Annotated in this window: 21 protein-coding genes; 12 read left to right on the forward strand and 9 right to left on the reverse strand. The window is 40.2% G+C overall.

Annotated elements, in window-relative coordinates:
* Positions 1-20 precede the first annotated feature (20 nt).
* Genes ACE1B6_RS16510 through ACE1B6_RS16520 form a run of 3 tightly spaced genes read left to right on the forward strand, consistent with a single transcriptional unit; the run spans position 21 to position 2,778 of the window.
* Positions 21-719, forward strand: coding sequence for a YdcF family protein (locus tag ACE1B6_RS16510; RefSeq protein ID WP_413258346.1), 699 nt, complete (start codon positions 21-23; stop codon positions 717-719).
* Positions 720-733: 14 nt separating this feature from the next.
* Positions 734-1,678 carry a glycosyltransferase family 2 protein gene (locus tag ACE1B6_RS16515; protein WP_413258347.1) on the forward strand — a complete coding sequence of 315 codons (945 nt, stop codon included), beginning with the start codon at positions 734-736 and terminating at the stop codon, positions 1,676-1,678.
* Between the two features lie 56 nt (positions 1,679-1,734).
* Positions 1,735-2,778, forward strand: a complete 1,044-nt coding sequence (locus ACE1B6_RS16520) for a hypothetical protein (RefSeq protein ID WP_413258348.1) — start codon at positions 1,735-1,737, stop codon at positions 2,776-2,778.
* 165 nt (positions 2,779-2,943) lie between these two features.
* Here the strand turns inward: ACE1B6_RS16520 and recJ are convergent, their stop codons facing one another.
* Positions 2,944-5,316: a single-stranded-DNA-specific exonuclease RecJ gene (gene recJ / locus ACE1B6_RS16525; protein ID WP_413258349.1), complete on the reverse strand. Its 2,373-nt coding sequence runs from the start codon at positions 5,314-5,316 to the stop codon at positions 2,944-2,946.
* A gap of 30 nt (positions 5,317-5,346) precedes the next feature.
* The gene (locus ACE1B6_RS16530) at positions 5,347-6,000 is read right to left on the reverse strand and encodes a GNAT family N-acetyltransferase (protein WP_413258350.1); all 654 of its coding nucleotides are present in this window, start codon (positions 5,998-6,000) and stop codon (positions 5,347-5,349) included.
* An 87-nt stretch (positions 6,001-6,087) separates the two neighbouring features.
* On the opposite strand from ACE1B6_RS16530, the gene ACE1B6_RS16535 reads away from it, so the two are divergent.
* Both ACE1B6_RS16535 and ACE1B6_RS16540 read left to right on the forward strand, forming a co-directional pair.
* Positions 6,088-6,750, forward strand: coding sequence for a Uma2 family endonuclease (locus ACE1B6_RS16535; protein ID WP_413258351.1), 663 nt, complete (start codon positions 6,088-6,090; stop codon positions 6,748-6,750).
* 51 nt (positions 6,751-6,801) lie between these two features.
* The gene (locus ACE1B6_RS16540) at positions 6,802-7,449 is read left to right on the forward strand and encodes a Uma2 family endonuclease (protein ID WP_413258352.1); all 648 of its coding nucleotides are present in this window, start codon (positions 6,802-6,804) and stop codon (positions 7,447-7,449) included.
* An 18-nt stretch (positions 7,450-7,467) separates the two neighbouring features.
* Here the strand turns inward: ACE1B6_RS16540 and ACE1B6_RS16545 are convergent, their stop codons facing one another.
* Both ACE1B6_RS16545 and ACE1B6_RS16550 read right to left on the reverse strand, forming a co-directional pair.
* Positions 7,468-7,671, reverse strand: a complete 204-nt coding sequence (locus ACE1B6_RS16545) for a type II toxin-antitoxin system HicB family antitoxin (RefSeq protein WP_413258353.1) — start codon at positions 7,669-7,671, stop codon at positions 7,468-7,470.
* A 30-nt stretch (positions 7,672-7,701) separates the two neighbouring features.
* Entirely contained in the window at positions 7,702-7,920 is a 219-nt protein-coding gene (locus ACE1B6_RS16550; RefSeq protein ID WP_413258354.1) for a hypothetical protein, read from the reverse strand.
* Positions 7,921-8,101: 181 nt separating this feature from the next.
* Here ACE1B6_RS16550 and ACE1B6_RS16555 point away from each other — a divergent pair, with 181 nt between their 5' ends.
* Positions 8,102-8,962 carry a Cof-type HAD-IIB family hydrolase gene (locus ACE1B6_RS16555; protein WP_413258355.1) on the forward strand — a complete coding sequence of 287 codons (861 nt, stop codon included), beginning with the start codon at positions 8,102-8,104 and terminating at the stop codon, positions 8,960-8,962.
* 155 nt (positions 8,963-9,117) lie between these two features.
* On the opposite strand, the gene ACE1B6_RS16560 is transcribed toward ACE1B6_RS16555, so the two are convergent.
* Positions 9,118-10,089, reverse strand: a complete 972-nt coding sequence (locus tag ACE1B6_RS16560) for a DALR anticodon-binding domain-containing protein (protein ID WP_413258356.1) — start codon at positions 10,087-10,089, stop codon at positions 9,118-9,120.
* A gap of 272 nt (positions 10,090-10,361) precedes the next feature.
* On the opposite strand from ACE1B6_RS16560, the gene ACE1B6_RS16565 reads away from it, so the two are divergent.
* Entirely contained in the window at positions 10,362-11,093 is a 732-nt protein-coding gene (locus ACE1B6_RS16565) for a Crp/Fnr family transcriptional regulator (protein WP_413258357.1), read from the forward strand.
* Positions 11,094-11,171: 78 nt separating this feature from the next.
* On the opposite strand, the gene ACE1B6_RS16570 is transcribed toward ACE1B6_RS16565, so the two are convergent.
* The 4 genes from ACE1B6_RS16570 to ACE1B6_RS16585 form a co-directional block, all read right to left on the reverse strand.
* Positions 11,172-13,505 (reverse strand): sensor histidine kinase, encoded by a 2,334-nt coding sequence (locus ACE1B6_RS16570; RefSeq protein WP_413258358.1) that lies wholly within the window; start codon positions 13,503-13,505, stop codon positions 11,172-11,174.
* Between the two features lie 225 nt (positions 13,506-13,730).
* The gene (locus tag ACE1B6_RS16575) at positions 13,731-14,774 is read right to left on the reverse strand and encodes a PstS family phosphate ABC transporter substrate-binding protein (RefSeq protein WP_413258359.1); all 1,044 of its coding nucleotides are present in this window, start codon (positions 14,772-14,774) and stop codon (positions 13,731-13,733) included.
* A 38-nt stretch (positions 14,775-14,812) separates the two neighbouring features.
* A complete protein-coding gene (locus ACE1B6_RS16580) occupies positions 14,813-16,216 on the reverse strand; it encodes a protein kinase domain-containing protein (protein ID WP_413258360.1) in 1,404 nt (467 codons plus the stop codon).
* A 45-nt stretch (positions 16,217-16,261) separates the two neighbouring features.
* Positions 16,262-17,287 (reverse strand): LysR family transcriptional regulator, encoded by a 1,026-nt coding sequence (locus ACE1B6_RS16585; RefSeq protein ID WP_413258361.1) that lies wholly within the window; start codon positions 17,285-17,287, stop codon positions 16,262-16,264.
* A gap of 157 nt (positions 17,288-17,444) precedes the next feature.
* Between ACE1B6_RS16585 and ACE1B6_RS16590 the strand changes: the two genes are divergently transcribed.
* The 5 genes from ACE1B6_RS16590 (at position 17,445) to ACE1B6_RS16610 (ending at position 25,918) form a co-directional block, all read left to right on the forward strand.
* The gene (locus ACE1B6_RS16590) at positions 17,445-18,206 is read left to right on the forward strand and encodes an NnrU family protein (RefSeq protein WP_459563044.1); all 762 of its coding nucleotides are present in this window, start codon (positions 17,445-17,447) and stop codon (positions 18,204-18,206) included.
* 304 nt (positions 18,207-18,510) lie between these two features.
* Entirely contained in the window at positions 18,511-18,891 is a 381-nt protein-coding gene (locus ACE1B6_RS16595; protein WP_413258362.1) for a thioredoxin family protein, read from the forward strand.
* Positions 18,892-19,211: 320 nt separating this feature from the next.
* On the forward strand, positions 19,212-21,299 hold the full coding sequence (locus tag ACE1B6_RS16600) for an NAD(P)H-quinone oxidoreductase subunit 5 (RefSeq protein WP_413258363.1): 2,088 nt from the start codon (positions 19,212-19,214) through the stop codon (positions 21,297-21,299).
* Between the two features lie 368 nt (positions 21,300-21,667).
* Entirely contained in the window at positions 21,668-23,263 is a 1,596-nt protein-coding gene (gene ndhD1 / locus ACE1B6_RS16605) for a photosynthetic/respiratory NAD(P)H-quinone oxidoreductase subunit D1 (RefSeq protein WP_413258364.1), read from the forward strand.
* Between the two features lie 126 nt (positions 23,264-23,389).
* On the forward strand, positions 23,390-25,918 hold the full coding sequence (locus tag ACE1B6_RS16610) for an ATP-binding protein (RefSeq protein ID WP_413258365.1): 2,529 nt from the start codon (positions 23,390-23,392) through the stop codon (positions 25,916-25,918).
* The last annotated feature ends 11 nt before the right edge of the window (positions 25,919-25,929 follow it).

Raw genomic sequence — 25,929 nt, forward strand, 5'->3', positions numbered from 1 at the left:
AATTAGGCAAAGTATCAGCAATGAAACCAGAGAGAAAACGTCAAAAGAAATTCCGGTTTTGCGGGCAATTTTTGGCGAAGCGATCGTTGCTTATCAGTTTAGTTGGATTATGCTTAGTATTAGGAATTTTCCAACTATATAACAGTGCGATCTTATATAAATCTTCTCAAAAACCAGTAGGAGCTATTCTCGTGTTAGGAGGAAGTATTACCAGAGAAATTCATGTTTCTGAATTAGCGAAACAATCCCCCGAAATCCCCATTTTAATTTCTCACGGTTCCTTAGATCCTTGTATTTTACTGATATTTCAAAGAGCTACTGCTCCAATTGATAAAGTTTGGTTAGAAAAATGCGCCAACTCAACTTTTGGAAATTTCTATTTTAGTTTACCAATTCTCAAAGAATGGCAGGTAAAAAAAGTTAAAGTAGTTACTTCAGCAACCCATTTACCAAGAGCAATTTGGTTAGCACAAATTATGTTAGGTTCTCACGGAATTTGGGTCGATCTAGAAATAGCCACAGAAACTAAAGGCGTTCCTGCCAATCGGGAATCATTTTTGGTAACTATAGCAGATGTAGCTCGCGGGTTAATTTGGGCTGTGGTGAGTCAATTTTATGAACCAAAATGCACTGATTTAATCCCACTTTCCCAAGTTAACTTAAATGATTGGAAAACGAAAGGTTTTAAATGTGAAAGACAAGCTAATTTAGGTTATTAACTAGGATAAATGATATGAATAATCAGCCAATTCTGACAATTGTAACTCCGACTATTGGAAAATTTTCTAATTATTGGTTAGAACAATTATTGAAAATTCAAGGAAATGTTGAATTTGTCTTAGTTTATTACCCTAGTGTTCCGATTCCTCCTATAAACGATCCGAGAGTTAAAATATTGACTAGTCCCTACAAAGGAGAAATGATGCAAAGATTTGTTGGGTTACTCAATGCTACTGGTAAATATGTTTTAGCTTTAGATGATGATGATTTTGTACATCCTGATGTAGTGCATTTGACAACTCAGTATTTTGAACAATTTCCCGAAAGTTGGATTTTAAGGTTAAAAAAAGAGAATATTGACTTTAGAGATCAAGAACTGATTAGAAAAGATTGGGATGAAATTCTTGATGTTCGACGATTAGAGATTTGCAAGAAAACTCCAGAAAATCCTTATCCTTATCAGCAAGGCAATTACAAAGGTTTGTTAGAAATTCCAGTTGTTCCTTTAGGAAAAAAGCTGGATTTAAAATTCGCCTTATTGCCTTTTACAGGTAGAAAAGACAATTTAGGCTATCATTTTGAAAATTTCAATAATATAGTTTGGAAAAATAAATTAGTGCAACAAGCATTAGTAGATCTTTCTCAAACTACAAGATTATTGGGTGCAATTACCTGGATACCTTCATCAGGTTTCGATCGACTATTAGGTTTGTTTATTCAAGCTAAATACTACCAAAAAGATGCTATTATTGGGCATTGTATGCCTAAACCAGAACAAATCCGCTATGTTGATAAACCTCCAGAATTGAAACCCCCAAGATTTCATGTAATTTCTGATGCGTTGCTAGTTAAAAGATACCCGCAGTACGGTTATCTCTGGAATCTATTTTTAGAAAAACTATACGGTGTACCTAGAACTATGGCAAAAGCTCTTAAATGGCGATTGTTAAAAAAATAAAGTAATTTCGCGGATATTGTTGCAATCAATTTGGACAAGAAAGAGAGTAAGTTACAATGAACGCAGTTGAACTATCTCGCAATATGACAAATAACTTACCGCCAATTTATTTTTACTTACCTAATTGTGAAAAGTTGACAAACAATATGCTCGAAGATCCAGAGGTTTACTTACCTGGAGTATATCAAGATGGTGTTTATTGTTGGACTTTGCAAACATATCTTCGCCTAAAAGCGGATAATTTTCCTTGCCAACTAGTGGGAAAGATGCCTACCGAAGGAATTGTTTTAGCACATCGTTCATCTTTAACAGATAATTTTCAACCAGGAGCAAAAATTCTATTAGTTTGTATGTTAGCGGATAAAGCTCCTCATCCTAATGCTCAGATTCATGTTGTGTTGAATCGTGAGGAAGAAATATTTAAACATTCAGGAAAGATATGGCAGAGTGCTTATATGCCTCATTGGAGGCAGCCAGGGTTAATTCCTCGCGATGCTGCCAGAGGTGATAAATTTGAAAATGTGGCCTATTTTGGTCATGAAAGAAATTTAGCACCAGAGTTAAAAACAGCAGCCTGGAATGAGCAAATAGATGAATTAGGGTTAAATTTTCAGATAGTTAATCGCGATCGCTGGCATGATTTTAGCAATGTAGATGTAGTATTGGCTGTGCGGAGTTTCGATCGTCAATATCATACCAGTAAACCAGCTACTAAACTTTATAATACATGGCACGCTGGAATACCAGCAATTTTAGGTTGTGAAACAGCATATCAGGCTGAACGGAAAAGCGATTTAGATTATATCGAAGTAAGTTCGCTCAATGAAGTTTTACTGGCGCTTAAACGACTAAGAGACGAGCAAAATTTCCGTAATGCGATGGTGGAAAATGGGCGAATACGTAGTGAAGAAACTCAACCAAACAAGGTAGTTAAAAAGTGGCGTAATTTCCTCATTGAAAAAGCTGTTCCTGTTTATGAAAAGTGGTGTAATACTACTAGATGGAAACAGAAAATACTGTTTAAACAGCAATTTTTCTCCTTGAAAATGCTGAATGCTCGAATAAATTTGCAAAATCAAATTAGTTGCTTATTTTCCTGACTCCGAACTAGTTAAGATTTGATAGTTGTAACTTCTATCTATAGCTTTTCTCGTTTGGATGCGGTACATTTGGGGGCGGGTTTTGATTGGTATATCTTTCACTCTAGCAAGGATTTCAGCTAAACCCGCCCCTACAATATGTATACCTCACCATTATGAGAACTGCTATATTTCGGAAACACTAGTTCGAGAAACTACTGATTGAATAGTTGCTAGAGGAACTTCATAAAAATACTGGCGGCGGAATTGTTCTTCTTTCACTGCTGCTAGAAATTGGGCGATCGCCTCACTAGCTTTACTATCCAAATTTGATGATGGCAATTTATGATTATTAGTAATTTGAAATTGTCCATCCCAATTTGTTACCTGAAATCCCAATTTGGCTAAAGTTTCTAATCCCAAATATAAGCAAGTATCACTAATTCCTAATTTTTGTTGTAATTGATCTGGTGTCGCGCTTTTTCCAGTACGATTTAGATATTTAGCAATTCCTACTAACTCTTCCCAAATTTGATTAGGCGATACTTGTTTAGGAGGTGGATAAGCAATAGCTAACTCTTTATTAGTTTGCAATGCTTGACGAAACCATAACTGTAAGTCATCCCAATTACTTGGACATTCTCTGACAATTAAGGGTTGGTAATTGGGAGTTAATGGCGGAATTTCTGTATCTCGCCAGTCTAAAATTCCATCTGGTTGATATTGATTAACGTTATTGAATAAGTCAACATTTTCTGTGCAGGAACGCACAGCAATTAACCGCACTTCATAGCGTTTTTGGTAGGTATTGAAATCTAGTTCTGCGATCGCATCACAAAGCCCTTGAGGAATTTCATCTTTATAATGTCCCCACCAAATCCCTGGAAATCCAACTTTAGTTGAAGAATCTTTAATTAAAAAATTAGTTTTAATGTAAGTGACTTTATTCCCGATCGCATCTTTGATATTATAATTTTCCAAATTCTCAAACCAACAATTTTTAATCATTAACTGGGGAACAGGATTGCCCATACCACAAGGTTCTAAAACTTTCATTTCTCGAAATAACTCTTGACCTAAATCTGCCACTTCTACCACTAAATCTGCTGTAATTATTCGGTTTAATTTACTAGGGTCTGCGGCAATTTGTTGGCGCAATTGATGATTAATTGCTTCCGTAAATACGGGCAGGTTTTCCATAGCAAGACTCAAACCTGCGGCGAAAGGATGTCCGCCAAATCTATGCAATAAATGTGCTTGATCTTTGACTAATTGATAAAGGTCAATTTGATTAACCGAACGCGCCGATCCTCTAGCAAAATTAATTTTTTCTGGATTTTCTTCTGGTGTTTCTATACTTAATAAAATAGTTGGGCGACCTGTTTCTTGGGCAACTTGTCCTGCAACTAAACCTAAAACTCCCACAGGCCAACCAACTTCAGTCAGGACAATTATACTAGTAGTTGATAAGTCTAATTGAGCTAGTTTTTGCCAAACTTGTTTTTCGACATCTCGCTGTAATGCTTTGCGGCGAGAGTTAGCTAATTCCGTTTCTGAAGCTAATTTTTCTACTAGTTTTAAATTGCGACTAGTGAGCAATTCTACACAAAAAGTAGCATCTCCTTGAATGCGACTAACAGCGTTAATTCTTGGGCCAATACCAAAGGAAATATCAGTTGGTCGATCGCCACTTTTCTTGCAAAGTTCTAGCAATCTACCTATCCCCGGATGTCGCCTTAATTTAGGTGGTTTTTGTAAATCTGTTTGCAGTTTTTCAATACCCAATTTAGCTAAATATCGACAATCACCACTTAATTGAACTAGATCGGCAATTAACCCGATCGCCACTAAATCTAATAAATCTTCTAATGGTTCTTGTGGAACATTTGGCAACGTTTGATAAAGTGCTTCTACCAGTTTGTAAGCAACAGCAACACCCGAAAGATTAAATAATTGATGATCTGCTGGTAAATTCCGGGGGTTAATGATTGCAACTACTGGGGGTCTTTCGGGTAGTAAAGTATGATGATCGGTAATAATTACATCGATTCCTAACTTTTGGGAAAATTCAATTTCAGTTAAATTAGTGCTGCCAGTATCGCAAGTAACTATTAACTTAACTCCCTGTTTCGCTAGTTGTTCAATTCCTTGACAGTTCAAACCGTGAGATTCGGTAAACCGATTCGGAACGTAATAAAACAATTGCGTATTTTGCGGAAAAAACTGCCCTAAACCCTCCCATAAAACAGTAGTAGAAGTGATGCCATCAGCATCAAAATCTCCCCAAATGGTAACAATTTCTTGATTGTCTCTTGCTTTGAGCAATCTTTCCATTGCCCACCTCATTTCTTCGCCAAAAGCAAAGGGATTAGCTGGTTTATAAAAGTCAGGATTTAAATATTCTGCTAATTGCTTACCATCCCGAATTCCCCTTTGCCATAATAATTGAGCAGCATAATTACCTGATAATTCTGGGGCTTGCTGTTTAACTGCATTAATTAACCATTCTGGTGGTCGAACTGTTGGCTGAATTTGCCATTGAGGTTGCTGCTGAGGCATTTTTATTTCCTTAAATTTGGCTTTTAGCTATTAACTATTAGGGGAAATATTAGGATTATTTTCATCTGGTAAGTGATTATCACTTACCATTATTTTAGTGGCAGCTTCACTTACTGCTTCTGGGGTTTTAGTAGGTGGGCGACGGCGCGATCGCTTATATGCAGACCTCTCAGCTTTTTCCCGTTCATAAGCAATTAATCTGCCATAATATTCATGTTTACTCAAATTCATTGACAAAAAAACGTGCTGACGAGTATTACCAAAACCTTTGCGAGTAAAAAATTTGACTGCTGGCGTATTAGCTGGATCGGTATCTACCAACATAAAACGCACCCCATCTTCAATCATTCTTTCCACCAGTTTATCAACTAATTTGTCTCCCACACCTCGACGTTGAAAATTAGGATTAACTCCCAGCCAAATAATGTAACCATAAGTCCAGGTTGCTTTGTTAATTATTGTACCTAAAACAAAGCCTGCTAATTGTTCATCTATTTCCGCAACTAAACAATATTCTGGATCGGTATTGTAAAGTCCGATCACCTCCCATTCATCCCAAGTGCGATATAAATAAGGGTACAAATCGCTGGTAAAAACATCTTCACCTAAATGATATACCGGAGCAATGTCATCTATTTCCATGTTGCGGATATAGATCGAGTTATAGTTTTCCGCTTGATTCATAAATCAATGATGATCTGTTCTATTACTTAGCTTAAATCTATAATAGATTTAATTGCCTACCTTACTATCATACTCTGCTTTTGAACTATGAATAGCGTAACTTCATTATTAAATAATCTCCCTATTTCCCAATGGCAAACAGCTACATGGGAAGATTATCTAGCTGCTTATGAAGATCCTAACTTGGAATCAGCTAAAATATTTTTTTATGACGGCTATCTTTTAATTGAAATGGGTAACGAAGGAATTAACCACGCTAGATTTAACTCTTTGCTGACAATGATATTTTTCCTCTGCTTTAGCAGCAAAAGAGAACAAGCTTTTGACGATCTAGGAGGGTGCGTAATTGAGAAGCCAAATGTAGGTGGAGGTGCGCCCGATCGCGTTTTATACGTCGGTAAAGATTTCCCCCAATGGCAAAGAGGAGAACCACGAAAAATTAACTTAGATAAATGGCGTGTACCCGATTTAGTTTGTGAAATTGCCGATACAACTTTAGCCAATGATTTAGATGAGAAAAAACGTTTATATGCAGCTTTAAAAATTCCTGAATATTGGGTGGTAGATATTCAAGGTGCAAGAGTATTAGCCTTTAGGTTACAAGATAAGGGAAAATATCAAGAATGTGAATTTTCAGGAGTGATGGAAGGATTACCAATTTCTTTGTTATCGGAAACTCTGAAAATGTTAGTCCAAGGAAATGGAATGGCGGCGATGTGGTTTGCTCAACAAATTGCTGCTTTGGAGTGAATTTAGCTTTGCTATAATTAGAAAAATGTCAGCTTTTCAGGAAATCAAAATATGGTTTTACCGACAATTACTGAAGATATCATTTCTCTAGCCCCAGGGGATGAACTAATCCTCAGATTTAGAACTTGGCAAGATTACGAAACATTGTTAAAGCTTCGAGAAGATAAAGCTGGTTTGAGGATTCGTTATAATAGTAAAACCCAGGAAATTAGAATTATGTCACCGTTGCCAAGACACGCTAAGAATGCAGATTTACTTGCAGATTTGGTCAAAGCTTTATTGCGACATTTGGGGAAAGATTGGGACGCATTTACCCCAGTTACATTGAAGCGAATTAACCGCCAAGGAATTGAACCAGATTGCTGTTTTTATATAGACAATCGCGATCGCATTTTAGGCAAAGAACGCATTGACTTAGAAACAGATCCCGCCCCAGATTTAGCCATTGAAATTGACCTAACTTGCACCACTAAATCGGAAGATTATCAAGCGATCGCACCTGTAGAACTTTGGGTTTACCGTCAAAATCAATTATTAATTTATCACTTCGATTCCCCACAATATCAAGAATCCCAAATTAGCCGCTGGTTCCCTAATTACGATCTTAAAACTTTAATTCCGCAATACATCGAGCGAGGTTGGCAAATTGGTTCTAGCGTAGCACTGCGAGAGTTTGAAGAAGAGTTGCGATCGCTGTAAATAGATGGGAAATAGATTTCATACAGCAATTTCCACAATTTGATCTGTAGAAGCAATTGCTTCACGACTATTAGCAACTTCCAGCCAACCTTCAACAGCATCTTTTAAATTATTCGTCACCTCTTCTATGGTGTCTCCTTCAGTAATGCACCCTGGAAGCGCCGGAACTTCTGCCCAATATCCACCTTCTTCTGCTGGATGAATGATTGCTCTAATTTTCATCTGCTTATTGAATTATTTGTTAAGGATATTTTAGCAACTATCGATCTGATATGATGAATTATAAAGATAGCGATCGTGGTTAATTGCGCCATCTTTTACATCACATTCCACAGAATTTGTCCCTAAATCCCAACTAGAAGATGTTTTTTCAACTGAATTAGCATAAATTACTACCATAAATTGTTCAGGAGTCAAGACTACATTTCCGTATTCAAATTCTCCCACCAAATGAGAATTAGGAATTGCCAAATCGACGGCATAACCTTCCGGGTCTTCATAGCATTCTACAATTGTTCCTTGGGTATTTTGGGGAATAATTCGATCGTCAAAATCGGCAGGAACATCACTATCAGATCCAAATTTGCGTTAAATTTAGCGGATGGTGCGTTATTAACACACCCGACAATAAAGCACAATCGACAATTAAATCATGAATAGAGAAATTAACCAGTCTTTAACAGCAGAAAACTCGGAAATTAAACTCTTAGTTCTCGACATTGATGGGACGATCGCCGGAGAATCCAATCAAATTACCGAAGCTGTTAAACAAGCAGTAAAAGCAGTGCAAGCTAAAGGCGTAAAAGTGGCGATCGCTACAGGCAGAATGTACTGTTCCGCCTTACGCTTTCATCAAGATATCAATTCCGATCTGCCACTAATGGTTTATCAAGGAGCACTAATCAAAGATCCTGGCACAGAAAAAGTTTTACAACATTTACCAGTATCTAAAAATATGGCATTGCAGCTATTAGATTACTTTGAACAGCCGGAATTGCGATCGCTCCTTTCCGTCCACTTTTATATCAACGATCGGCTTTACGTCCGAGAAATCACCCCAGAAACCGAAATTTATGCCGGACGTTCCAACATTCAACCAATAGCAGTGGGTGACTTGCGAACAGTTTTAGACACCGAAAATGAACCGACAAAAGTATTAGCATTAAGCGACGATATCGAGGTGATCGAACGTCTTTTAGGCAGTCTCAGGCAACAATACACCCCAGCAGAACTTTACCTTACTACATCTGTATCTACCTTTTTTGAAGCGACTAACCCTGGGGTAAATAAAGGTGCAGCTGTGCGTTACTTAGCTGAAGAAATCTTAGGATTGGCAGCTAGCAACGTCATGGCAGTGGGTGATAACTTCAATGATGTAGAAATGCTCGAATATGCAGGTATTGGCGTAGCGATGGGTGGTGGCCCTGCGGAGGTGCAAGCGATCGCCCATTGGGTAGCCCCTAGCGTTGAAGAAGATGGGGTAGTCGCTGCGATCGAGAAATTCATTCTCTAAAAAAACCCCTGAAATCAGAAAGAGAACCGACGACTGGCCGTGTTTCGTCTCGGTTCTCTCACTGGTTCGCTCCTCACACATCTGTAACTATACAGGAGCTATTTTAATTTGTCACCCCTTTTAAGGAAATTTTCATTCTTTGGGCAGATCTGCCACTACAATTCCCCAGGTGCTGGAATGCCTAAACCTTCTTCTAGCAGCATTTGCAGCATTGTTTGGGTAGCCAAAAGTAAGCCGAGTCTTGCTTGGGCTAATTCTGGCGTTTCTGTCTTGACTTCGCCCCAAATGCGGCATTGACTGTAAAACTTTTCCCAAGAGAGGCTAATTTCTGAAGCGAATTTTTCCCAACTAGGATTTTTTGATGATTCAGGACAGTACAGCGTATCTAACGCAGAAAGTAGCTGAGAAATCAAGTTGCCTTCTGCTGGATGGGTTAATCGCAACTCTCCCTTTTCATTTAACCAGGGAATCGCTTCAGGTGCGATCGCTCCTCCCCATGTTCCCTCTCTCGCCGCCAAACGCAGCAAAGAACAGCAACGCGCATGAACATACTGCACAGAGAATACTTGGGACTGGGGACTGGGGACTGGGGACTGGGAAGAGCTAGGCGAGGAGGTGGAGGAGTTTTGAGTTAACAAGTTTTCCTGCTCCTCTGCCAAACTCTGCAACCAAGTGACTATTCCTAAGTCAGTTAGTTGCAAGTGCAACCAACCTGGAGGTACTACTTTGAGTGCAAAATATTTTTTGGGATTGGCAGACAATTCTTGACTTGATAAGTAGGAAAACCGATCGGCAATTTGGGTAGCAATATCTATTGGTGATGTTTCCCAAGATTGAGATAGTTGGAACGCGATCGGACAAATGTAAAGTGTTCTTGTGTTTTCCTTTACTTTGGTCAACAAAAGACTACCTTTTGTAACTAAGTTTTCTCTAGTCTGACTACATTTTTTTGTCAATCTTGAAGTATGCAAATCACTCTTTCGGGTGATGAAACTCGGTTCATAAGCCAAAGGTATGGGAAGTATTAAATTTTGCTGATATGCTACCCTAGTAATTGTTCTTTGCAGCCAGAACAGTAGAAAGGTTCTAGCTGCGGGGAACTTAGTTGCTGGTAAACTTAGATTCATCAACCCTCAAGGATTACCGAATGTTTAACTTTTATCTTTGCCATCTATCCACGGATATAGATTGCGTAAAATATAACAAATACAAAACTTTAATTACAGACTGATTAATTAATTGTAAAGTATCCTTTATTACTATAAATATCTAGTAAAACTTATATAAAGATAGTATGAATCAAGCTTGGTCGAAGAGATCATTTTGACTAAGTTTGAACAGTAAAATCTCCCCCAATGGCAAAGGTAATAAGATTAATCTTTAGTTGACACGCAAGCTTATGCTCCCACAATCTGTTTCTTTAGAACCCAACACTTTAAATTCTGAAGCATTACGTCCTGAACCCGCACGTCCATTTCTCACATGGCAACGCATTCTCGACTGGGCTAATGAACACTATCGCTGCCGGACTTTTAGCAAAGATGAAAAAATTCCGGCTCGTCCGGGACTACTTTACTTAGTGCAGCGAGGTGCAGTACGAATGGTCGGAGTTGCTCAAGTTAGTGCAACTCATCGCAATCAAGGCGCACGCGCTGTTGCTAATCTGAATCAAGAAGAAGCTTTTTTAGGTTTCGTTGGTGCTGGACAACCTTTTGAGATCGTAGCTCAATCGCCATTTACCTTACATAGTTATGCTCACATTGACCAAACTTCAGTAATTTGGATGTATTGGCACGATTTAGATAATTGGCCCCATTTTCGCCGGGAAGTCTTGGACGCATTTCGCTATCAGCACCAGCGGAAATTGCTCTGGTTGAGTACTTTGGGACAACGCCGGACGATCGATCGCCTGTTAGGATTCCTCACCTTATTAATTGAAGAATACGGCGAACCAGCAGAACAAGGTTACACTCTACCTTGGACCTTGACTCATGCTCAAATTGGTAGCGCCATCGGTTCGACTCGCGTCACCGTTACCCGCTTGATGGGTAAACTACGGCAACGAGGATTAATTCTCACCCAAGATGATAACCTGATCTGTTTACCTGCGGATATGGCATTACGTCGATAACAAGTTGTTATTGGATGGTGGGTTCGCTAAAGGGTAGTAACTAAACAATTTTTAGACTCCTTTTATCCCTCCATCCCTTCATAACTTAATTGGCAACGAAGATGCAGTAAGAAGCGGCATTTGCAAAGTAAAATTTGTGCCTTTTCCTAGACAGGATTCTAGGGTAATCGAGCCCCCGTGAAGTTCGGCTAATTTTCGAGCGATCGCTAAACCCAAACCAGTTCCCGAAAATTGCCGAGATAACGAAGTATGAATCTGAGAAAATGGAGAAAATAGTTTTACTTGATCGCTGGGATCGATTCCAATACCAGTATCCCAAACTGTAAAATTCACCTTGTCACTAGTGCAGTTATTAACAGTTTCGCGAGAACGGTACACTCTTAAACCAACACTTCCTTTGGGTGTGAACTTTACTGCATTGCTGAGCAAGTTAATTAAAATTTGTTTCAGGCGAATCGGATCGGCAACTAAGTATTCTAAATCGTCAGCTATCTCTACTTCTAAAGATAAACCTTGAGCGATCGCTCTTTCCCGAACTAAAGTCACAGCATTTTCTGTAATTTCATTAATAAATACAACTTGCAGATCTAACTCCAAACGTCCAGCTTCAATCCGAGACATATCGAGAATATCATTAATTAACTCCAGCAAATACTGCCCGCTGCTGTAAATTCGATCGACATATTCCTTTTGTTTTTTGTTAAGGTTGCCAAAACATTCCTCAAGCAACACGCTAGAAAAACCCATAATTGCTGTTAAAGGTGTGCGTAATTCATGACTAGTGTTAGCAATGATTTCTGCTTTTACCCGGTTCAAAGTTGACAATTCTTGATTCTTTGCTTCCAAAAGTTGCAACTGACGAGATTGGCGAATTGCTAAGGTACATTGATTTGCTACCTGTTCAATCAAGCGAACTTTATCTTGACTAAAGCGATCGGGTTGAGACTGTAACAAAGCAATTGCCCCAATTAAGCCTTGGGTGTCCCAAATTGGACTAATTAAAACTATATTTACTATTGTTTCGGGCTGAATATTGTTGAGGTTAATTAAACTGCGATAAGTTTTTCCCGCCAACAATGCAGTACAACAATTTTTTGGTAATTCTTTCAGTAATAAACTTTTTCCTACTAAGGAAATATCCTGATTAATCATCAAAGAAGATAGTTCATCTTGAAAATATTCATGCTGTATTTCTAATACTTCTTCCGCTGCTTGAAATAGCATCGCACAACAACCATCAATTTCTAAAGCTGTGACTAATCCTTCTACAGCTGTTTGTAAGATTTGCTCTTCTTTCAACTCTTGGCGGAGTGATACTGTTAACTTACGAATTAGTTGTTCAAATTGTAGCGATCGCTTTAAAGTTAAGGTTCTTTCTTTGACTCTTTCTTCTAATTCTTGAGTGTAAGCTTGCAATTGTTGTACTAAACTTGCTTGCTCAAAAGCGATCGCCATTTGATTCGCCACCGCTTGCACCAACTGTCTTTCATCTTCCGTCCATTGTCTAGGTATGCGACACTGATGAACAATCAACAAACCCCAAAGTTTCCCATAATCCAACTTCAAATAATTATCTTTCCGTTGTTGAATCGCCGCTACTATAATACTTCGCACTTCCATTTCTTCCAGCATTTGGTGATAGCATTCCGACATCTCTTCAGTGCGAACATCTATACTATGCCAAAGCCTACCTTGACTATAAGCTTGTAAATAACGTTGGGGAATACAATCTGCGGAAAAACTCTGACCTTTAATAGCTTTGTATGCTGGATTAACTGCTTCCGATATACAAATACCGCTACAATCTGATTGCAACTGATAAGCTACTACCCGATCGGAATTCAACGCAGTTTGTAATTTTCTCACCCCAATTTCGAGAATCTGAGGAAAATTAAAAGTACTGCGAATCGTCGCCGCAATCTCACTTAATAATGCTTCTCTTTCCCGTCTTTGTTGAATCTCTTTTTCCGCCTCTAAGGTATAGCTTAAATCTTTCACAAACACCAACAAATAGCTATCCTCAGCTTCTAATTCTCCCCTCAGAAAAATCGTTACTTCTGCCCAGACGATCGCTCCATTACGACAGATAAACCGTTTTTGTAAAGGAGATTTTCCTAAGACAGCACCATTAATTAACTGCTGAATAAATTTCATTTCATCAGCAAAATCATCTGGATGAGAAATTGTCCGATAATCTAAACGACGTAACTGTGCTTCCGTATAACCAATTAAATTACTCATCGCCGGATTAGCTTTGAGAATCCCACCATCCAAACTCAGGTATAAAATACCCCCAGGCGATTCCCAAAACAGGATATCCTCCTCCTTAGAAATTTCCTTCTGAGCGAGAATAGGAAATCGAAAATTGGTAAGTTTTCCCTTTTCTAACTCTTTCCATCCTCGATTTGCCATGTTTAATTCTCCATACCTGGATTGAACAGCAGCATCTTTGACTAATGGTAGCAATTGTAACCCTAAGTGCTGCAATAAAATGCTGTTGTTAATTAAACTTTGCGCTCTTAATATTTGAATCAAGTATCCTGATCGCCAATTAGTTTTTGTACTTGATTGATTGCTTTAGCTATCTATACAAATCATCTTTATATTCGATCGTTAAGTTTCTCAGACGAGTTTCACTTAACGGACAGGCACAAAACCAGCTTTCTTTATGAGATCCTGACCGTAACTAGTCAGCAAAAAATTTGCATAAGCTTCGCCAGCTTGCTGTTCTCTTTGACCATTTTGTTTCACAATTACAAACAAACTGCGCGTTAACGGATAGCTACCTTGCTGAAATGCTTGTTGGTTTAACTGATTACGTCGATCGGGACACTTAGACAAAGGTACAAAAGGTTCTTGATAAGGTGCGATAAACTCGCCTTGTTTGCGACCTATAGGTATTGATTTAACAGTACACTGCGGCACTACCTCTGGTGCAGAAGCGTAATAAATTCCTCCCGGAGTATTAGCCACTTTTCGTAACGCTTGAGTTGTCGTGCTAATCAGTTCCACATTGGTAGGAAAATCTTCCCGCTTAATAATTTCTTCTAAAAACATATCTACTGTTCCACCAGAACCTTTGGGGCGAGAAAAGGGTTTAATTGCCAAATTTGGGCCACCTAATTCTTGCCAATTAGTAATTTTGCCAGTGTAAATAGATCTTAATTGGTCAACAGTTAATCCTGAAATATTCAAGTTTGGGTTAACAGCTACCGCTAAACCATCAATAGCAACAGTAATTTGTTGCAAGCGAAAACCGCGTTGTTGTGCTTGCTCATATTCTTTGTCAGATAGGGGTCGAGAAGATTGAGAAAAAGCTATTTGACCATTGAGTAACATTTTAATTCCAATGCTGGAACCGGGGGGACTACCGATCGGGTCAACATAGCGCAGTCGAAATTCCGGTCGCGCCACTTGAATTGCCGAGTCTACTAATAATCGAATTGGTGCCCAAGAAGTACTACCTCCATAGTTAAATAATCCAGAAGGTACATTTTTCACTTGGGCAAAGTCATTACTTAAATTTGAGTTTTGAACAGGGGAACTATCCGGTTTTTGTTGATTAAAATTGTTAATATTAAAACCGAAACTTTGAGTCAACCACCAAGCAATTGCACCAAGCAATCCTAAAGTGATTAATAAGGCAAAGATTAAAGTTACTGTTTCGTTTTTTTGTGACATAGGAAACTATTTAATTATAAATTGCCAACTATTAACACTTAAAAAAACCGGGAAATCACTTTGTAAATTAACTGAAATAAAGTAGTAATAGCGATCGCCAGCAACCCCACTAAAATTGGCACTCCAATTATAAGTCCTACAGGTTGACTACGCAACAGGAACCAAACCAAAGCTAAGGTAATTACAGAAATAATTAATAAATCAAACTTTTCAATAACTCGGCGATTTTGAGCAAAAATTAACCCAGCCAAAATCATTCCCCATAAACCCATACTAACACCTGCTGAAACAGGTAAAAAACGTAAAGCTATCAACAGCAAACCTCCTTCAAAACCAGTAAATGCTGCTCCTGCTAGCACTTCCCACAACCGAAATTTTTTTCGAGGTAACGATGCCGCTAAAGGGGATGCCTGTTGAGAAACAGTGGGATTTGGCAGTGGTTGAATTGTGAGTTTTGTTGGTTGATTTTGAATCGGTGTAGCAGCAGATTTACTATTAAGTTCAGCGAGGACTTCCGCTGCTGAAGCAAAGCGTTGATAGGGTGCAGGTAAAAGCATTCGGTCTAAAATATTAGCCAAGCGATCGTTCACCTGCACATAATTTCGCCACTGCCATTGATTGTTGTAAGAATCATATAATTCCTCTGGATATCTAGCAGTAAGTAAAGTTAAACAAGTGACAGCAAGAGCGTATAAATCTGTCGCTGGGTAAACTTGAGTACCAGTTATTTGTTCTGGAGGAGCAAATCCTGAAGAATAAATTCCTGTTGATTTTTGAGAGCTTTCAGAATTAGGTACATTGGTTACTTGTTTAACTGCGCCGAAATCTAACAAATACAAACATCCTTGGCGATCGCGCATGATATTAGAAGGCTTAATATCGCGGTGAATCGTGCCTTTTTCATGTACAAACTGCAAAACTGGGAGAATTTCCTGCAAAATGTCTTCCACTTCATTTTCAGAAAAGTTACCCTTTTGTTTCAGTTCCTCTTCTAAAGTTTGACCGTTGATAAACTCTTGTACCAAGTAAAAAAATCGGTCTTCTTCTCCAGAATTTCGATTTTGAATGGTTAACTCAAAATAAGCGTATAAATCTGGAATTTGCGGATGTTGATTTCCCAATTGTTCTAAAACTTCCGCTTCCCTGGCAAATAAATTTTGAGCAATTTGGAGTTGTTTAGGAGTTAAGTTTCCCGCAGGGCGAAACACTTTTACCACACAACTACGCATAGTTGGGGTATCGCGATCGCGTGCTAAAACCGCTATCCCAAAACCTCCTTTTCCCAACAATTTTCCAGGTAAATAACGATCTCTTAAGATCAACGGCATCCCACAAGTAGTGCAATACTTTTGGGACACTCGTTTCAGAACTATTAAATCATCAAGTTCCGCGAAACTATTCCGAGGACGAGAACAACCTGGACGGGTGCAGTAAAGTTCCATAAAAGTGCATGGTTTATTGTAGCTTTCGGCAACCGTAAACAAAAACTAAGTACCATTAGCCGGAACAGTTTTACCAGTTTCGGAAACTATCGGGTTTTTGTGAGAATTAGCCATATTAGTAGTCGATTCTACTATTTCCTTGCTCCAACCAGGCATAGCAAACAAAGGTAAAATTTCCTGACTAAAAGCTTCTGCTGCTTTAGAACGGTAACGATGAGGATTAAAAATTACCGACAGCATTCGTTTTACCACTACTTCATCAATTTTGGATCGATGGATAATTCCCATTTGTAACTCTTTTTCGATCGCCGAAATTGAAACAAAAGCCGCACCTAACCCCGACTGTACAGCATTTTTAATTGCCTCAATGGAATTAAGTTCCATTTCAATTTTCAACCTGCGAGTATCAATCCCGCAACGAGTCAGTACTTGATCGATTACCTTACGAATTGTCGATTGAGAATCGAGAGCAATAAAATTGAGCTTGTACAAATCTTCTTTGTGAATCATTTCCAACTTTGCGAAAGGATGAATCACGGGAATAATTAACGCCAACTCATCCTCCACATAAGGTTGAATTTGTAAAGACTCATGTAACTCTGAGGGAATTTCGCCGCCAATAATTGCCAAGTCAACTTGTCCATTAGCCACACTCCAAGCAGTGCGCCTCGTCGAGTGAACGTGCAATTGTACCGAAACATCTGCATACCTTTGGCGAAACATTCCGATCATTCGAGGTAACAGGTAGGTTCCAGTAGTTTGGCTGGCTCCCACAATCAGAGTACCACCCTGAAGATTCTGCAAATCCTCAATTGCACGACAAGTTTCTTCGCAAAGAGAGAGAATTCTTTCGCCGTAGCTGAGCAAGAGATGTCCTGCTTCGGTTAATTGTGCCCTGCGCCCACCGCGATCGAACAAAGGTACATCCAGTTGCCTTTCCAAGTTTTGCACCTGTAAACTCACGGCAGGTTGGGAGACATACAGACTATCTGCGGCGCGTTTGAAACTTCCCTCAGCGGCGATCGCTTTGAGAATACGCAACTGATCTAAAGTAAAAGGAAGGTCGGTCATACGGCTAAACCTGAATGTGAAAAGGAGCCAGAAGACGACAAACCCGGTAAATTTGGGTTTGACTCAAACGCTTAATTACTAATACAGTTTAGAGATCTTAGGCACAAATATGAAGTAATACTGCCCAAGAAAAAGTCTTCTAAAAGTAATTTCTGACATGGTTTGTACTGTAATTAACTCGATTGATATTTCTTCAAACTTTGTAATGTTATTTACCTGGTTTACTCCCAGTCACGGAATCATCCTGGGATTGTTGTTAAGTTTTGCGATCGCTCACAGTGGATTAGCAGCATTGCGTCCTTGGGGAGAAAAATTAATTGGCCCTAGAATGTACCGCATATTATTTGCCCTAGTCAGCTTGCCCCTAGCCAGCGTGTTAATCATCTACTTCTTCAACCATAGATATGACGGACTACAGATGTGGCAGGTTCAAGGAATACCGGGAATCAAACCCTTAGTTTGGGTTTTATCTGCGGTATCTTTCCTCTTTCTCTACCCTGCAACCTTTAACCTACTGGAAATTGCCGCCATTCAAAAACCAGAAGTACACCTCTACGAAACAGGCATCATTCGGATCACCAGACATCCCCAGATGGTCGGACAGATAATCTGGTGCATAGCTCACACCATCTGGATTGGTACCACTTTTACCCTAGTTACGTCAATCGGTTTGATTCTACACCATTGTTTTGGAGTCTGGCATGGGGATCGCCGACTACTAGCCCGTTACGGCGCAGCCTTCACCGCTGTTAAAGAAAGAACCTCGATCGTGCCATTTTTAGCGATCGTCCAAAAAAAACAAACCCTCAAATGGCAAGAATTTCTCCGCCCCGCCTATCTAGGAGTCGCCGCCTTCATCCTCCTCCTTTGGTGGGCCCATCCGCTGTTAATTAACGCCACCGCTAGAGTCGCCTGGTAAGGAAGGAGGCAGAGGGGCAGAGGGGCAGAGGGGCAGAGGGAGTTTTTCCCTAACCCCAGTCCCCAGTCCCCAGTCCCCAGTCCCCAGTCCCCAGTCCCCAAACAAGTAAATTTCTTAACTGAAAACTCATAACTCAAAACACATAAATTTAGCCCAGCCCTTAGTTTCCTGGCACTTGAATCAGATATACCGATCCCCAATCCTTAAATTGCTTATCAAAACTTCTGAGTCAGACGATCCCGAATCGATGTAGCATGATCCCAAGACAGATAAAAAAAATCTATAAGTTATCATCTTGAGGGTCATGGTACTGTCAGTTAACGAGCGGACGTTTACACCAGAAGTTTTAGAATCTCCCACACCAGTACTGGTTCATTTTTGGGCTCCTTGGTGCGGTTTGTGTCGTCTGATTAACCCCCAGTTGACTCGCTTTCAGATAGAATCGGCAGGCAAGTTTAAATTAGTAGACATCAACGCTGATCAAAATTTCAAATTAGCGAACACCTATCGACTAAGAACTCTGCCTACCCTAATGTTGTTTGAAGCAGGTCAAATTCTCTATCGCTTTGAGCATTTTCGGGGGAGAGACGACCTGGATACAGCATTAGAATTGATTTTGCAAAGCTATACAGAATCTAGTAACTATCAATTGCTAGAACCTCTCGGATGTCCTACTAATTCATGAGGAGATCTCTTGCTTAAAGTATTCAGTACAGCTAGATCAAGTAACCGAATAGTTACCAGCTTAAGTGGAAAACTTAGAAGAAAGTTAGGGACAAATTTTCACCTCTGCTTTCTGTGATTTCCGCAACAGGATGTACCATACGGCCTATTTCCCAAGAAAGGTTTTTTGTGAACCGGGCTACCAATTGTCTGAATTTTTCCTTAAGCCAACCCGGATTTATCGGTGTTGGTTATTTTATTGTGAGATGAACCGATCAACTGTGTGTCACAATTGTTCACAGTTTGAGCAAAAAGTTAAATAATTTAAAGTAGGCATCAGTGATGGAACTGATATATCAGTATGCTTGGCTAATACCCGTCCTGCCACTGTTGGGGGCGATGATAGTCGGCATCGGGCTGATTTCATTTAGCAAATTTACCAACCAACTGCGACAGCTAAACGCGGTGTTTATCGTCTCCCTGCTGGGAGCCGCAATGACTCTCTCCTTTGCTTTACTCTGGAGTCAATTTACTGGTCATCCAACCTACACTCAGACTCTAGAGTGGGCATCGGCGGGAAATTTTCACCTGTCGATGGGTTATACGATCGACCACCTAACAGCAGTAATGCTAGTGATTGTGACCACAATAGCCTTCCTCGTCATGGTCTACACCGACGGCTACATGGCACACGATCCGGGGTATGTTCGCTTCTATGCTTACCTCAGCTTGTTTAGCTCCTCGATGTTAGGTTTGGTAGTAAGCTCCAACCTGATTCAGGTATATATCTTCTGGGAACTCGTCGGAATGTGTTCCTACCTGCTGATTGGTTTTTGGTACGATCGCAAACCAGCAGCAGACGCTTGTCAAAAAGCCTTCGTCGTTAACCGAGTCGGCGACTTTGGCTTATTGTTAGGCATACTCGGTTTATATTGGGCAACCAGCAGCTTTGATTTCGTCGAAACAGGCACACGCCTGCAAGCCGCAGTAGAATCTGGACAATTAGCCGCTGGTTTAGCTGCATTGCTCGCTATTTTCGTGTTTATGGGTCCAGTGGCAAAATCTGCCCAAGTACCCCTGCACGTTTGGCTACCAGACGCAATGGAAGGCCCAACCCCAATTTCCGCATTAATTCACGCTGCGACAATGGTGGCAGCGGGGGTATTCCTAATTGCCAGAATGTATCCCGTTTTTGAAGGCATCCCTGTGGCAATGAATGTCATTGCCTGGACAGGGGCTGTAACCGCCTTCATCGGGGCAACAACCGCAATTACTCAAAATGACATCAAAAAAGGCTTGGCTTATTCCACCATGTCTCAGCTAGGGTACATGGTGATGGCGATGGGAGTGGGTGCTTACAGTGCTGGACTCTTTCACCTCATGACTCACGCTTATTTTAAAGCGATGCTGTTCCTCTGCTCTGGATCGGTGATTCATGGCATGGAAGGAGTAGTTGGTCACGACCCAGCTTATGCTCAAGATATGCGACTAATGGGCGGTTTGCGGAAGTTTATGCCCATTACCGCGATTACATTTTTGATTGGCACTTTGGCAATTTCCGGGATTCCTCCTTTTGCCGGATTTTGGTCAAAAGATGAGATTTTAGGTTCTACTTTTGCGGCTAATCCGACTTTGTGGGTAATTGGCTGGATTACTGCCGGAATCACTGCCTTTTATATGTTTCGGATGTACTTCAGCACTTTTGAAGGTAAATTCCGCGGTCATAGTGCAGAGGTGAAGAACACGATTAAGGCGGAAGTTCTCCAAAGCCAAGGTTTAGTTTTTGGCCCTGGGGCGATGAATCCTCAAGAATTGACTCTTGTGGAAGCTGGAGGTCATGATGACCATGAAGCACATGAAGGTCATGGTCATAGCCATGAACCTCATGAGTCACCAATTACCATGACCTTGCCATTAATGTTATTGGCAATTCCTTCGGTGTTTGTTGGTTTAGTAGGAACACCATTCCACAATTACTTTGAAGAATTCATCCATCCAGCGAGTGAGTTAGTTGCGGAAGTACCCGCAGAAGCGGCACAAGAAGGTTTTACAGAATTCCTGATTATGGCAGGTAGTTCTGTGGCAATTTCTCTAGTTGGGATTGTTTTGGCTTCGCTGATGTATTTGGCAGGTAAAATTGACCCAAGTGCGATCGCAGCTAAAATTCCCTCACTCTACAAAATTTCCAAAAACAAATGGTACTTTGACGAAGTTTATGATGTCCTCTTCGTTCAAGGTAGCCGTCGCCTAGCTAGGGCAGTGATGGAAGTAGACCTAAAAGTAGTAGATGGCGCAGTCAACTTAACAGGTTTAGTCACCTTACTTTCCGGCGAAGGTCTGAAATACTTTGAAACCGGAAGGGCACAATTCTACGCCCTCATCGTTTTCGCCGCTGTCTTAGTCGGTGTCATCGCCTTCAGCGTCACTTAGGGGCAGAGGGGCAGGGGGGCAGAGGGGCAGGGGGGCAGGGGGGCAGAGGGGCAGAGGCGAGGAAAACTCTAAACTACCCCATCTCCCCAGTACCCAGTACCCAGTACCCAGTACCCAGTACCCAGTACCCAGTCCCCAGTCCCCAGTCCCCAGTCCCCAGTCCCCAGTCCCCAGTCCCCAGTCCCCAGTCCCCAGTCCCCAGTCCCCAACCCCTAAAGTCTGGAATTAAAACCAAAGAAATAGGCAAAATTGCTAAGTTAATGCGGAAAATGATATGGGCGATGTAGGATGGGCATCTTGCCTATCATCCTTAGTCCAATCAAAATCACTGTTTAACTGACTTGATAGCTCAATAATATTGACTCGCAATGAATACAGCTAATTTTCCTTGGCTGACAACGATCATACTGTTTCCGATCGCAGCATCCCTACTAATCCCCTTCATCCCTGATAAAGAAGGGAAAACAGTACGTTGGTATGCCTTAATTATCGGGCTGCTCGATTTTGCCCTGATTTCCTACGCTTTCTACACTGGGTACGACTTAAATGAACCTGGCTTACAACTGTTTGAAAGCTATGCTTGGGTTCCCCAAATTGATTTAAATTGGTCAGTGGGCGCAGATGGACTCTCGATGCCTCTCATCTTACTGACTGGCTTCATGACAACGCTGGCAACTTTAGCAGCTTGGCCTGTAACTTGGAAACCAAAGCTGTTTTACTTCTTAATGCTGGCAATGTACGGTGGACAAATAGCTGTGTTCGCCGTCCAAGATATGTTGCTGTTTTTCTTAGTGTGGGAATTGGAATTGATTCCAGTTTACTTACTACTGGCAATCTGGGGCGGGAAAAAGCGTCTCTATGCCGCTACCAAGTTCATTCTTTACACGGCTGGCGGTTCGCTATTTATCTTAATCGCAGCTTTGGCGATGGCGTTTTACGGCGATACCGTTTCTTTCGATATGCGTACTCTCGCCGCTAAAGACTTCGCTATCAACTTCCAATTGTGGATGTATGCGGCTTTCTTCATTGCTTACGCCGTCAAACTGCCGATTATTCCTTTCCACACTTGGCTGCCAGATGCCCACGGCGAAGCTACGGCACCAGTACATATGCTACTCGCTGGGATTCTCCTGAAAATGGGCGGTTATGCCTTAATTCGGATGAATGCTCAAATATTACCTGATGCCCATGCGGTATTTGCCCCAGTGTTGGTAGTTTTGGGCGTGGTAAATATTATCTACGCTGCTTTGACTTCTTTTGCCCAAAGAAACTTGAAACGGAAGATTGCTTACTCTTCAATTTCTCACATGGGTTTTGTGACAATTGGGATTGCTTCCTTTACCGATTTGGGTTTGAGTGGAGCAATGTTGCAAATGGTTTCTCATGGTTTAATTGGGGCGAGTTTGTTCTTCTTGGTAGGGGCGACTTACGATCGAACACACACCTTGATGTTAGATGAAATGGGTGGTGTTGGTCAGAAAATGCGGAAGATGTTCTCCATGTGGACTGCTTGTGCTTTGGCTTCTTTGGCATTGCCGGGAATGAGTGGTTTTGTGGCGGAGTTAATGGTGTTTGTTGGCTTTGCAACTAGCGATGCTTATAACCCGACTTTTAAGGTGATTATTGTCTTCTTAGCAGCAGTAGGGGTAATTTTGACACCTATTTATCTGTTGTCGATGTTGCGGGAAATCTTCTACGGGCCGGAAAATAAAGAGTTAGTAGAACACGAAGCTTTAGTTGATGCGGAACCGAGAGAAGTATTTATTATTTCTTCATTGTTGGTTCCCATTATTGGGATTGGTTTCTATCCCAAAATTCTCACTCAAATGTACGATGCCAGTACGCAACAATTAACAGCACGTTTGCGGGCAGCAGTGCCAACATTAGTTGACAATCCTCAACCCACAAATCCTTTACCAATGGCACTTCAGAAAATTACTTCTGCACCAAAAATTGGTAAGTAAATCAAAAGTGATTTCTAAGTATGTACCGCCCCTTTGCAGGGGCTTTTTTGTTTGATAAGATAATCGCTATTAATATCAAATTTTTTTCTTTTAAGGCAATAAAATTTTAACGTTTAATATTTAGCCATGTCCCTTAAACAGCAACGTACAATTTTAATTGTTGATGATACGGCACACGATCGGGAAACTTATCGCAGATATTTACAAGCCGATCAACAGAATAGTTACATCATTTTAGAAGAAGAATTAGCAGAAGATGCTCTGGCTTTATGTCGCACAATAACAGTAGATGGGATTTTGTTAGATTTTTTACTGCCTGATTTAGATGGGTTGCAGTTTTTAATGCAGTTAAAAATGCAGGTAGGCGATAAATCTCCGCCTGTAATTATGATTACTGGGCAGGGTAATGAAGCGGTAGCAGCTAAGGCAATTAAAAGCGGTGCGGAAGATTATTTAATTAAACGACATATTACACCTGATAGTTTAAGATTAGCAATTAATGGAGCGATCGAAAATACGGAATTACGTCGCCAGTTACAGGCAAGTGAAGAGCGTTTTCACACCTCTGTAGAAAATATGTTAGATTGCTTTGGCATTTACTCAGCAATCAGGAATGAATCAGGGCAAATAATAGATTTTCGGATTGATTACTTGAATGCAGCTGCTTTAGCAAGTAATCAAATGTCACCCAAAGATATCGGTAGATTTCTCTGCGAAGTATTCCCAAATAAGTATCAAAGCCAATTATTTGCCGAATATTGTCAAGTGGTGGAAACAGGGAACCCGTTAGTTAGAGAGTCGCAAATTTATTCCGATGTTTTTGGTAGTGAATATTTAACAAAATTCTTCGATATCAGAATTAGTAAATTAGGTGATGGGATGGTGGTATGTTGGCGGGATGTTACCGCCCGTCAAGAAGCAGAAATTGCTAGACGACAGCAAATAGAAAGGGAAAGAATAGTTAATCAAATTGCTCAGCAAATTCGGCAATCATTGGATTTAGAACAAATACTTAATACTACTGTAACGGAAGTAAGAAAATTCTTGCAAACCGATCGCGTACTCATTTTCCGCTTCCAAACCGATGGTAGTGGTGTTGTAGTTACAGAATCTGTTGGTTCTGGCTGGAATTCTATCCTTCATACCAGTATATATGACCCCTGTTTTATGGAAACTTATTTGGAAATTTATCACCAGGGATTAGTCACCAGTAAAAGTAATATTTTAGACAAAGAAATTAATCCTTGTTATCGCGAATTACTCAATCAATTTCAGGTAAGAGCAAATTTAGTAGTACCAATTTTGCAAGATGATAAATTATGGGGATTATTAATTGCTCATCATTGTACAGGAACCCGAGAGTGGCATTTTTCAGAAATTAGTTTACTTCAGCAATTAGCTACACAGGTTGGGATTGCAATTAAGCAATCAGAACTTTATCAACAAATGTCTAATGAATTAATCGAACGTCAGCGGACAGAAGCAGCTTTGCGGCAAAGTGAATCATTGTTTCGCGGTGTGTTTGAATCGAATATAATTGGAATTATCTTATGGGATAATACGGGAAAATTATTGAATAGTAACGAAACTTTCTGCCGGATGATTGGCTACAGTAAAGAAGAATTTATAGCGGGAGAATTTCATTACCAAGATATTACTCCGCCGGAATATCAAGAGATAGATGAAGAAAAATTTCAGGAGTTACAAAAAACAGGTTGCTGTACACCATTCATGAAAGAATACATCTGCAAAAATGGTAAACGTCTGCCAGTCCTGTTAGCGGGTGCTTATTTGCCGGGATCTAGGAATCGCGGTGTGGCTTTCATTGTAGATATTAGCGAGCAAAAGCAGTTAGAAGAAGAACGAAAACAGCTGTTATTAGAAGCAGAGAAGGCTCGTGAAGAGGCAGAAATTGCTAATCGAAGTAAAGATAGATTTTTGGCGATCGTATCTCATGAATTACGTGCTCCGCTAACTACTATTATGGGTTGGTCGAACTTATTAAGAACTCGAAAGTTTGATGCGGCTATAGTGGAAACTGCATTAGAAACAATTGAACGTAATGCTCAAGTTCAAAACAAAATAATTGATGATTTGTTAGATGTTTCACGGATGATTCGGGGCAATTTACAGATCAGTTTAAACCCAGTTAATGTGACTAATATTATTGAGGTAACTATTAGTAGCTTGCAACTTTTAGCAGAAGATAAAGGTGTTAAATTAGAATCTAAAATTGCAGATAGGAATGTCCAAATTATTGGTGATATTAATCGGTTGCAGCAAATTATCACTAATTTATTGACTAATGCCATTAAATTTACTCCTCATGGTGGCAGGGTGGAAGTGGAACTTTCAGTTGTTACCAAGTTGGCAAAAAAAAGCTCAAGTATTTCCGAAAATGGTTATGCACAAATTCGAGTTACTGATACAGGTAAAGGAATTACTGCGGATTTTTTACCTCATGTTTTTGAGTATTACCGACAAGAAGATAGCAATAGTAATTCCTCTTCTTCTAAAGATGGTGTGGGTTTAGGATTAGCGATCGTTTATCATTTAGTCGAATTACACAATGGAAAGATAACTGCGACTAGTCCGGGAGAGGGAAAAGGTGCGACTTTTACTGTTAGTCTGCCACTGTTAAAAAGTGAAAATTAACTGTCAAATAA

The organism is Floridaenema fluviatile BLCC-F154, from assembly GCF_041929135.1.
Lineage (GTDB): Bacteria > Cyanobacteriota > Cyanobacteriia > Cyanobacteriales > Aerosakkonemataceae > Floridanema > Floridanema fluviatile.

Excerpts from the sequence above, each read along its gene's own strand:
- ACE1B6_RS16510 (WP_413258346.1), top strand. The coding sequence starts at position 21 with ATGAAACCAGAGAGAAAACGTCAAAAGAAATTCCGGTTTTGCGGGCAA.
- ACE1B6_RS16515 (WP_413258347.1), top strand. The coding sequence starts at position 734 with ATGAATAATCAGCCAATTCTGACAATTGTAACTCCGACTATTGGAAAA.
- ACE1B6_RS16520 (WP_413258348.1), top strand. The coding sequence starts at position 1,735 with ATGAACGCAGTTGAACTATCTCGCAATATGACAAATAACTTACCGCCA.
- recJ (WP_413258349.1), bottom strand. The coding sequence starts at position 5,316 with ATGCCTCAGCAGCAACCTCAATGGCAAATTCAGCCAACAGTTCGACCA.
- ACE1B6_RS16530 (WP_413258350.1), bottom strand. The coding sequence starts at position 6,000 with ATGAATCAAGCGGAAAACTATAACTCGATCTATATCCGCAACATGGAA.
- ACE1B6_RS16535 (WP_413258351.1), top strand. The coding sequence starts at position 6,088 with ATGAATAGCGTAACTTCATTATTAAATAATCTCCCTATTTCCCAATGG.
- ACE1B6_RS16540 (WP_413258352.1), top strand. The coding sequence starts at position 6,802 with ATGGTTTTACCGACAATTACTGAAGATATCATTTCTCTAGCCCCAGGG.
- ACE1B6_RS16545 (WP_413258353.1), bottom strand. The coding sequence starts at position 7,671 with ATGAAAATTAGAGCAATCATTCATCCAGCAGAAGAAGGTGGATATTGG.
- ACE1B6_RS16555 (WP_413258355.1), top strand. The coding sequence starts at position 8,102 with ATGAATAGAGAAATTAACCAGTCTTTAACAGCAGAAAACTCGGAAATT.
- ACE1B6_RS16560 (WP_413258356.1), bottom strand. The coding sequence starts at position 10,089 with ATGAATCTAAGTTTACCAGCAACTAAGTTCCCCGCAGCTAGAACCTTT.
- ACE1B6_RS16565 (WP_413258357.1), top strand. The coding sequence starts at position 10,362 with ATGCTCCCACAATCTGTTTCTTTAGAACCCAACACTTTAAATTCTGAA.
- ACE1B6_RS16570 (WP_413258358.1), bottom strand. The coding sequence starts at position 13,505 with ATGGCAAATCGAGGATGGAAAGAGTTAGAAAAGGGAAAACTTACCAAT.
- ACE1B6_RS16575 (WP_413258359.1), bottom strand. The coding sequence starts at position 14,774 with ATGTCACAAAAAAACGAAACAGTAACTTTAATCTTTGCCTTATTAATC.
- ACE1B6_RS16580 (WP_413258360.1), bottom strand. The coding sequence starts at position 16,216 with ATGGAACTTTACTGCACCCGTCCAGGTTGTTCTCGTCCTCGGAATAGT.
- ACE1B6_RS16585 (WP_413258361.1), bottom strand. The coding sequence starts at position 17,287 with ATGACCGACCTTCCTTTTACTTTAGATCAGTTGCGTATTCTCAAAGCG.
- ACE1B6_RS16590 (WP_459563044.1), top strand. The coding sequence starts at position 17,445 with ATGGTTTGTACTGTAATTAACTCGATTGATATTTCTTCAAACTTTGTA.
- ACE1B6_RS16595 (WP_413258362.1), top strand. The coding sequence starts at position 18,511 with ATGGTACTGTCAGTTAACGAGCGGACGTTTACACCAGAAGTTTTAGAA.
- ACE1B6_RS16600 (WP_413258363.1), top strand. The coding sequence starts at position 19,212 with ATGGAACTGATATATCAGTATGCTTGGCTAATACCCGTCCTGCCACTG.
- ndhD1 (WP_413258364.1), top strand. The coding sequence starts at position 21,668 with ATGAATACAGCTAATTTTCCTTGGCTGACAACGATCATACTGTTTCCG.
- ACE1B6_RS16610 (WP_413258365.1), top strand. The coding sequence starts at position 23,390 with ATGTCCCTTAAACAGCAACGTACAATTTTAATTGTTGATGATACGGCA.